6 protein-coding genes are annotated in these 8,536 nt (G+C 60.2%); 5 read left to right on the plus strand and 1 reads right to left on the minus strand.

Translation table 11 applies throughout. The features are described 5' to 3' along the window. The first annotated feature begins 133 nt into the window (after window positions 1-133). The 4 genes from lplT (at window position 134) to JWR14_RS03100 (ending at window position 6,307) form a co-directional block, all read left to right on the plus strand. A complete protein-coding gene (gene lplT / locus JWR14_RS03085) occupies window positions 134-1,432 on the plus strand; it encodes a lysophospholipid transporter LplT (protein WP_299701128.1) in 1,299 nt (432 codons plus the stop codon). Between the two features lie 148 nt (window positions 1,433-1,580). Continuing rightward, entirely contained in the window at window positions 1,581-1,949 is a 369-nt protein-coding gene (locus JWR14_RS03090) for a DUF883 domain-containing protein (protein WP_299701130.1), read from the plus strand. 319 nt (window positions 1,950-2,268) lie between these two features. After that, on the plus strand, window positions 2,269-4,890 hold the full coding sequence (gene mutS / locus JWR14_RS03095; protein WP_299701151.1) for a DNA mismatch repair protein MutS: 2,622 nt from the start codon (window positions 2,269-2,271) through the stop codon (window positions 4,888-4,890). Beyond that, the gene (locus JWR14_RS03100; protein WP_299701133.1) at window positions 4,877-6,307 is read left to right on the plus strand and encodes a hypothetical protein; all 1,431 of its coding nucleotides are present in this window, start codon (window positions 4,877-4,879) and stop codon (window positions 6,305-6,307) included. Before mutS ends, JWR14_RS03100 begins: the two co-directional genes overlap by 14 nt. Before the next feature lie 94 nt (window positions 6,308-6,401). On the opposite strand, the gene JWR14_RS03105 is transcribed toward JWR14_RS03100, so the two are convergent. Beyond that, window positions 6,402-6,941 (minus strand): peptidylprolyl isomerase, encoded by a 540-nt coding sequence (locus JWR14_RS03105; protein ID WP_062091111.1) that lies wholly within the window; start codon window positions 6,939-6,941, stop codon window positions 6,402-6,404. 33 nt (window positions 6,942-6,974) lie between these two features. Here JWR14_RS03105 and JWR14_RS03110 point away from each other — a divergent pair, with 33 nt between their 5' ends. Beyond that, on the plus strand, window positions 6,975-8,207 hold the full coding sequence (locus JWR14_RS03110) for a cupin domain-containing protein (protein WP_299701148.1): 1,233 nt from the start codon (window positions 6,975-6,977) through the stop codon (window positions 8,205-8,207). Window positions 8,208-8,536 lie beyond the last annotated feature (329 nt).

Below are 8,536 nucleotides of genomic sequence, written 5' to 3' on the forward strand. Positions count from 1 at the left end.
GACATGCTCTGCGACCGTCCGAAAGGCTAACGTTGGCCCGCGCAATCTGCACACTGCCGCCGGCTCCGCTAAAGTGTCCTGCTCGCCGTCCGCGGCATTCCCCACCCTTTCTGCCGCCGCTTCTCTCCGTCTAATGAAAAAAGGCTTCTATACGATCATTGCCGCGCAGTTCGTTTCGTCGCTCGCCGACAACGCACTGTTGATCGCTGCCATAGCGATGCTTTCGGTGATGCATTCCGCGTCGTGGGTCACGCCGCTGTTGCAGATTTTCTTCACGGTGTCGTACGTGCTGCTTGCGCCGTTCGTGGGTGCGTTCGCCGATTCCATCCAGAAACGCTCCGTCATGTTCGTCTCGAACGCGCTGAAAGCCGGTGGCTGCGCGCTCATGATCCTTGGCGTGCATCCCATGATCGCTTACGGCGTGGTCGGCCTTGGCGCCGCAGCGTATTCCCCGGCGAAATACGGCATCCTCACCGAGCTTTTGCCGCCCGAAAAACTCATTCCGGCTAACGCGTGGCTTGAATCGGCAACGGTCGGATCGACGATTCTCGGTACGGTGATCGGCGGTGCGCTGGTCAGCCAGTACGTTCAGCATTTTGTTAGCGGCGCGCATCTCGTGCTGATCCGCTCGGCCGCCGACGCTGCCATGTTCGCCGTCATGGTCGTATATGCCGCGGCCGCGGTGATCAATATCGGCATTCCCGATACCGGCGCGCGATACCCTAACCGGCTCAAGGAGCCGTCAAAGCTCGTCGGCGATTTCATCCATGCATTCAAGGTGTTATGGGGCGACAAGCTGGCGCAGATCGCGTTGTGGGTCACGACCTTGCTGTGGGGTGCGGCAGTAACGCTGCAACTGCTGGTGCTGAAATGGGCAGCGGCGAACCTGGGATTGTCGTTATCGAAAGCGGCGGTGTTGCAGGGCGTGACAGGCCTCGGGATTGCGATCGGCGCAAGTGCGGCCGCCGCGTGGGTGCCGTTGCGCAGTTCGCTCAAGGTCCTGCCCATAGGGGTAGTGACAGGCGCTGTGGCTATCGGCATGGCGTTCTATAACAAAGGCCTGTTTCCGGCCGGTTCCGGCGTGCAGATCGGCCCGCTGTTCGCGCCCCTCTACATTCTGGGCGCGTATCCGCTGATGATTCTGCTGGGTGCGCTGTCAGGCTTTTTCATCGTGCCGATGAACGCCATCCTGCAGCATCGCGGTGCGACGCTGCTGTCCGCCGGGGCATCCATTGCGGTTCAGAATTTCAACCAGAACCTCGCCGTTTTGTCGATGCTCGGCGCGTACGCGCTTCTGCTGACGACCAACCTGCCCGTAGAATGGATCATCGTGGTGTTTGGCGTGTTTATCTGCCTGATGATGTGGCTTGCCATGCGGCGCCATGCCCGCAACGAGCGGACGGTGGATCTGGGCGCGTTGGTTGAAGAGTGATAGCGTGACGGTAATCAGAGTACGGGAACGGAATCTGCTGCATGCTTTGTTCGGCCGGAAAGAAAGTCGCGCTCTTCGCAGAATGCATAAATTCAAACGCGGAGTGCGTGGTTTGAAATAAGCAAACGACACGTCAAAGGAGCTGCAAATGGGTCTGTTCACACGTTCCACACTCGATAGCAACATCAATGGCGCGGCCAAAGTCGGCCATCGCGCGGTTCAGGGCGCAAGCGACGCTGTCGATACTGCCAGCACGCAGTTGCGCGGTCTGCTCGACGACCTCGACAGTTCAATCCGCGATGCGAAAGACATCGACGTAGAAAAGCTGCGCAAAGACTTGCAAGCCAAGCTGAAAGCGGCGCGCACCCAGTTCGACGGTTCGTCTTCCGCCATAGCCGGCCGGCTGAACGACGCCGCCGGTTACGCCGATGAATTCGTGCACGACAAGCCGTGGCATACGCTCGGCGCAGTGGCGGGACTCGCGCTGCTGGTCGGATTTCTGGCAGGACGCGCGTGATTGGTCTTGCGTAGCATTCGAGGGATAAGCAAAAACCGCCGGCATGCCGGCGGTTTTGCTTTTGGACGGACGCTTTTTGCGTCTGCACGCACAAGGGAAATTGCGCCCAGTCCCGCGTTAGACCGCGCTGGACCGCGTTAGCCATTTGGCTGACATTCCCGCGACCGGCCGACGCGGTACACTCGTGCCCTTAAGCACCTTCGCACAAATTCACGCACGCAAGATGGGTACGCATATCTCCGTTTCGTCTACCACTCAAGACTTGGGCCCCGCCGCGCAGACACCCGGCGCAGCCGTCGATCTGTCGCACCATACGCCAATGATGCAGCAATATCTGCGCATTAAAGGTGAACATCCCGGCACGCTCGTGTTTTACCGGATGGGCGACTTCTACGAGCTTTTCTTCGACGACGCCGTCAAGGCTTCGCGCCTGCTCGACCTCACGCTCACGCAACGCGGGGCGTCAGGCGGAAACCCGATCAAGATGGCCGGCATCCCCCATCATTCGTGCGAGCAATATCTGGCGAAGCTCGTGAAACTGGGGGAATCCGTCGCTATTTGCGAACAGATCGGCGACCCGGCGACATCGAAGGGGCCAGTCGAGCGCAAGGTCGTGCGTGTAGTCACGCCCGGTACGCTGACCGACGCAGCGCTCCTCTCGGACAAAAACGACGTCTTCCTGCTGGCTCTCTGCCCGGCGCATAACCGCCGCGGCGTGGTCACGAGCGTCGGCCTGGCCTGGTTGAACCTGGCGAGCGGCGCATTGCGCCTCGCTGAAGTCGCGCCTGATCAATTGAGCGCGGCACTCGAGCGCATTCGCCCGGCGGAAACGCTGGTGGCCGACTCGTTTTCTTCGACCAATGCGCCGTTCGAAGTGCCGAACGTAGGCGCTACAACGCGGGCACCCGCCTGGCATTTCGATATTGACTCGGGCATGCAACGTCTGCGTGAACAACTCGATGTCGCGAGCCTCGACGGCTTTGGTGCGCACTCGCTGACCTGCGCGTGCGGCGCCGCGGGCGCGCTGCTGCTGTACGCAGCCGCAACCCAGGGCCAGCAACTGCGGCACGTGCGCAGCCTGAAGGTGGAGTACGAATCCGAGTACATCGGTCTCGACCCGGCCACGCGGCGCAATCTCGAACTGACCGAGACCTTGCGCGGAACTGAATCACCCACGTTGTGCTCGCTGCTGGACACATGCTGCACGACCATGGGCAGCCGTCTGCTGCGCCACTGGCTGCATCATCCGCCCCGCGACTTCACCATTGCGCAAAGCCGGCAGCGTGCAATTGGCGCATTGCTCGACGCACCAGCAACCGCGAGCCTCAATGATTTGCGCGCAGCGTTGCGGCAGATTTCCGACATCGAACGAATTACGGGGCGGCTCGCGTTGCTGTCAGCCCGGCCACGCGATCTTTCCAGCCTGCGCGATACCTTCGCGGCACTCCCCCAACTGCGCGAACGGCTGGCTGCCGTGAAGATGAATTCGGCGTCGCTGGAACGTATCGAACTATCGCTTGAGCCGCCGCCTGAGTGCCTTCTGCTGCTGAGCCGCGCAATCGCACCCGAACCCGCCGCGCTGATCCGCGACGGTGGCGTAATTGCGCGCGGTTACGACGCTGACCTCGATGAGCTTCGCGACATCTCCGAGAACTGCGACCAGTTCCTGATCGACCTGGAAACGCGTGAACGCTCGCGAACGGGCATCGCGAACCTGCGGGTCGAGTACAACAAGGTGCATGGCTTTTATATCGAAGTCACACGCGGCCAGACGGACAAGGTTCCCGATGACTATCGTCGTCGCCAGACACTGAAAAACGCCGAGCGTTACATCACGCCGGAGTTGAAGACCTTCGAAGACAAGGCGCTGTCCGCGCAGGACCGTGCACTGGCACGCGAGCGTTTGCTCTACGACGCGCTGCTGCAAACGCTGTTGCCGCACATTGGCGACTGCCAGCGCGTAGCGGCGGCGCTCGCTGAACTCGACCTGCTTGGCGCGTTCGCAGAACGGGCGCTCGCGCTCGACTGGATCGCACCGGAATTCGCGGGCGACGCAGGCATCGACATCGAGCAAGGGCGGCACCCGGTGGTAGAAGCGCAGGTCGAGCAGTTCATCGCGAACGATTGTTGCCTGAACACCGAGCGCAAGCTGCTGTTGATCACCGGGCCAAACATGGGCGGTAAGTCGACTTTCATGCGACAGACCGCATTGATTGCGCTGCTGGCTTATGTGGGCAGCTGTGTGCCGGCGAAACGCGCGCGCTTCGGTCCCATCGACCGGATCTTCACGCGCATTGGCGCCGCCGACGATCTCGCTGGCGGCCGTTCCACGTTCATGGTCGAAATGACGGAAGCGGCAGCAATTCTCAACGACGCCACACCGTCGAGCCTTGTGCTGATGGACGAGATCGGCCGCGGTACATCCACCTTCGACGGCCTCGCGCTCGCATGGGCCATCGCACGTCATCTGCTATCCCATAACGGCTGCCATACGTTGTTCGCCACGCATTATTTCGAACTGACGCAGTTGCCGGCCGAGTTCGCTCAGGCAGCAAACGTGCATTTATCGGCGGTCGAACATGACCACGGCATCGTGTTCCTGCACGCGGTGAGCGAGGGTCCGGCGAACCAGAGCTACGGCTTGCAGGTCGCGCAACTCGCAGGCGTACCACCGGCTGTCATCAAGGCTGCAAGGAAACACCTGGCGCATCTGGAGCAGCAGTCGATTGGCCAGCCGTCGCCGCAATTCGATTTGTTCGCGCCGCCTGTTGTTGAGATTGCTGACTCCCGCGAACACGAAGAACCAGCGCAAGCGCAGCCGCACCCCGCGCTTGACCGGCTGCGCGCAATCGACCCGAACGAATTGCGCCCACGCGACGCACTCGATCTGCTCTACGAACTACATGAGCTGGCGTCGAACGCTCCGGATGCGTCGCATTAGCTTTAGCGTCAAGGCGGCAGACGCTGCCATCGACTGGCCGGGCGCGCGGCGCATGGTGCGCGGCCGCGTCATCGTTACTGGCTTAGGCGCACTCTTCCTGCTGGCCGGAGGATGGCAGTACGCGCGCGCCGAACCGCCGCCGCTCGCTCCATCTACGCCACTCACATTCGCGATCGCTTCGAATGTACTCGACAAGCCCAGCGGCGAAACTGCGCTCCAGCATCTGCTCGACGCAATCGGACAAGAACGGAACACGTCGTTCATTGTCTACGACGGCAACCTCAAAGGCGAAACCGAACCGTGCCGGGATTCGCTCTACGACACCCGTCAGCGAATCTTCGACAGCTCCCGCAAACCGGTCGTCCTGCTACCCGGTGGCAACGACTGGGCGTCTTGCGCTCTCGCGCAAGCAGGCAGTTACGATCCGGTCGAGCGGCTGGATTTCATCCGTCAGTTGTTCTTTGGCGACTCGAGTCCGCTCGGCCAGACGCCCATGACCGTGATCCGCGAAAGCGATGTCGCGCGCTTCCGGCCGTTCCGCGAAAATGTCCGATGGCAAGCCAACGGTGTTGCCTTCATTGGCTTGAACGCGCCCGCGCCGAACAATCACTATCTGACCGCGGGCGGACGCAACGGAGAATTCGAGGACCGCTCAGTCGCCAATGCATTCTGGCTGGAGCACGCTGTGGAAACCGCACGGCGCTCGGAGATGCGTGCAGTCGTCGTGATCCTGCAGGGGGATCCCGACTTTGCCCGTTATGAGCGTCGCGATCGTTTCGCATGGCTACGCTTTTCTCGCAGCGATGCGTCGCGCGATGGTTTTCTCGAACTCAAGCGCAGCCTTGTCAAAGCCGCCGAATTGTTTCGCGGACCCGTGATCGTGATTCACGAATCCGATACGCCGATACCAAGGGGATTTCGTATCGACCAGCCACTGCGCAACGATAAAGGCACCGTGGTGGCCAATCTGACGCGCATCGCGATCGGTTTGAAGAAACCACAATCGCAGTGGCTGGAAGTGGAGTCTGACCTTGCATGGCGGCCGCCCTTCCGGGTGCGCGTGCGCGACGTGATCGTGCGGCCGGCAGCATCCAGCCAGGCATCGGCATCGGCGTCGGCGCCGACCGTGCCCGCGTCTTCGTCGATACCGTCGTCGTCTTCTTCCGGCTCGTCTCCTTCGATACCCGGCGTCGAAACCGACACTCCCGGGCCTTCATCTTTTTTCCAGCAGATGCAGCCCGTACAGCCAACGCAACAAACGCAGCACTTCGCGCCGGCGCGTGAATCGGACACGGGCACGTCCGCGTCTTCGGTGCCGCCCATACTCAACTTGAACTCGCCCGCGAACCTGCCGCCAATCCTGCCGGTGCCGTCAACTCCGGCAAGCAGCGCATCGAGCCCAGGCACGAGCCAATAATCCCATTCACAGATCATTGCGCGAGATAAAACAAAGGCGCAGCAACCTGCCTGCGCCTTGTTTCATATCGCTTCGATCAACCCGTATAAACCTCTCAGTGCAAGGTCGGGCCAACGTCCTTGCCCGGCTCCTCGTCGTCCTCGTCGAGGACTTCGAGACCATCGAGGCCGTGCGCGTGCTGATGTTCCTTTTCGTCCTCGGTAGCTTCGCGGACTTCCTGTACGTTCAGAGCGAAACGCAGCGCCATACCTGCGAGCGGATGATTGCCGTCGAGCACGACTTTATCCTCCGCCACGTCGGTGACCGTGTAGATCAGCGAATCGAGTTCGTCTTCGCCGTCTTCCGGGGTGCCTTCAAACTGCATGCCGACTTCGAGCGGTTCCGGAAACCGGCCGCGCGCCTCGACTTTCACGAGATCGGGATCGTACTCACCGAACGCATCCTGCGGTTCGAGCTGCAACTGGGTCTGATAGCCGGCTTCCTGACCGTCGAGTGCTTCCTCGATCTTGGGGAACGTGCCATCATAGCCGCCGTGCAGATAGACCATCGGCTCGTCGCTTTCCTCGATCAGATTGCCATGAGCGTCCGAGAGCTTATAGGCTACTGATACGACGGTGTCTTTTGCGATTTTCATTGGATTCTCCAAGATACAAGCCTCAATTATACGATGCCAGCGCGGTCCCCTAACGTTCCCTCAAGTCCTTTCGCGGTGCCGCTTCCCGACGAACCTTCAACCCTGCTCGGTAACCTCACGCCTGCGCAATTCATGCGCCGGTACTGGCAGAAAAAACCGCTCCTGATCCGTCAGGCGATTCCTGACATTCAAGCGCCGCTATCGCGCGACGAACTGTTCGAACTCGCCGATAGCGAAGACGCGGAATCGCGCCTTATCACGCATTTTCGCAAGTCCTGGGCAATGGAGCACGGGCCTTTTGCGCCCGATGAATTGCCATCTGTGAAAAAGCGTGACTGGACATTACTCGTGCAAGGCGTGAACCTGCACGACGACCGTGCCCGCGCGCTGCTGGATCGCTTCCGTTTCATCCCCGACGCCCGCGTCGACGACCTCATGATTTCGTACGCCACCGACGGCGGTGGCGTGGGCGCGCACTTCGATTCCTACGACGTCTTCCTGTTGCAGGTCCACGGCAAACGGCGCTGGCGCTTTGGCGCGCAGCGCGATCTCTCGCTAAAAGAGGGGTTGCCGTTGAAAGTTTTACAGCACTTCGAAGCGGATGAAGAGTGGGTACTGGAACCAGGCGACATGCTTTATTTGCCGCCTCACATCGCGCATGACGGCGTGGCCGAGGGCGAGTGCATGACCGCCTCCATCGGCTTCAGGGCGCCCTCTGCTAGCGAACTGTCAGGCCAGTTCCTGTATCACCTTGCGGAGCGCCTGGACGATGCCCACAGCGCTGGGGCGAAGAGTGCGAAGGATGGTGCTCAGCGCTACCGCGACCCGGCCCAGCCGGCGGTGAGCCACCCGGCGCAACTGCCACAACTAATGATCGACCGGGTTGGCGCGATCCTTGCGAACATTGAATGGGATGAGAAGGACGTTGCTTCATTTCTCGGCACCTACCTGAGCGAACCGAAGCCGAGTGTTGTATTCGATCCGCCGCGACGCCCTTTGAATGAGAACCGGTTTATCGAGCGAGCGAAACAATCTGGTTTGAAACTCGATAAAAAAACCGTGCTGCTTTATGACAAGCACGCTTATTTTATGAATGGCGAGCAGGATTTAATGGCGGGAAAGCTCAAAAAATGGCTCCCCGAACTCGCCGACAAACGCTATTTGGAGGGGAAACGCTTTGTAACACTCTCAGGCGATTCGTCAATGACAGTGCTACTACACGAGTGGTATTGTGCGGGCTGGATACAAGTTGACGCAAACGCCTAGTGTTTGGACTATCTTGCTGTTCCGCGGGTTGAAATGTATGAGAAAGACAACGTATTGTCCCCCGATTTATCGACGGTCGATACGAAAGTGCATATAATTTCCGCCCAAGCCGTAGGAAGTCTCACAGACATACATAATGTGAGTCCACAACGGCCCGGGTCGGTGTTGGAGCACACATTACCGGTACTTTGCGCTGTTGCTTACCTTTAACCATAAAAGGACGTGATCATGAAGAAATCTCTCCTCGTAGCATCCCTGTTGGCTGCTGTTGCTCTTGCTGCATGCAACAAGTCTAGCGATACGGCTGCTCCGGGCGCTGCTAGCGATAC

The organism is Caballeronia sp., from assembly GCF_028292365.1.
Classification (GTDB): Bacteria; Pseudomonadota; Gammaproteobacteria; order Burkholderiales; family Burkholderiaceae; genus Caballeronia.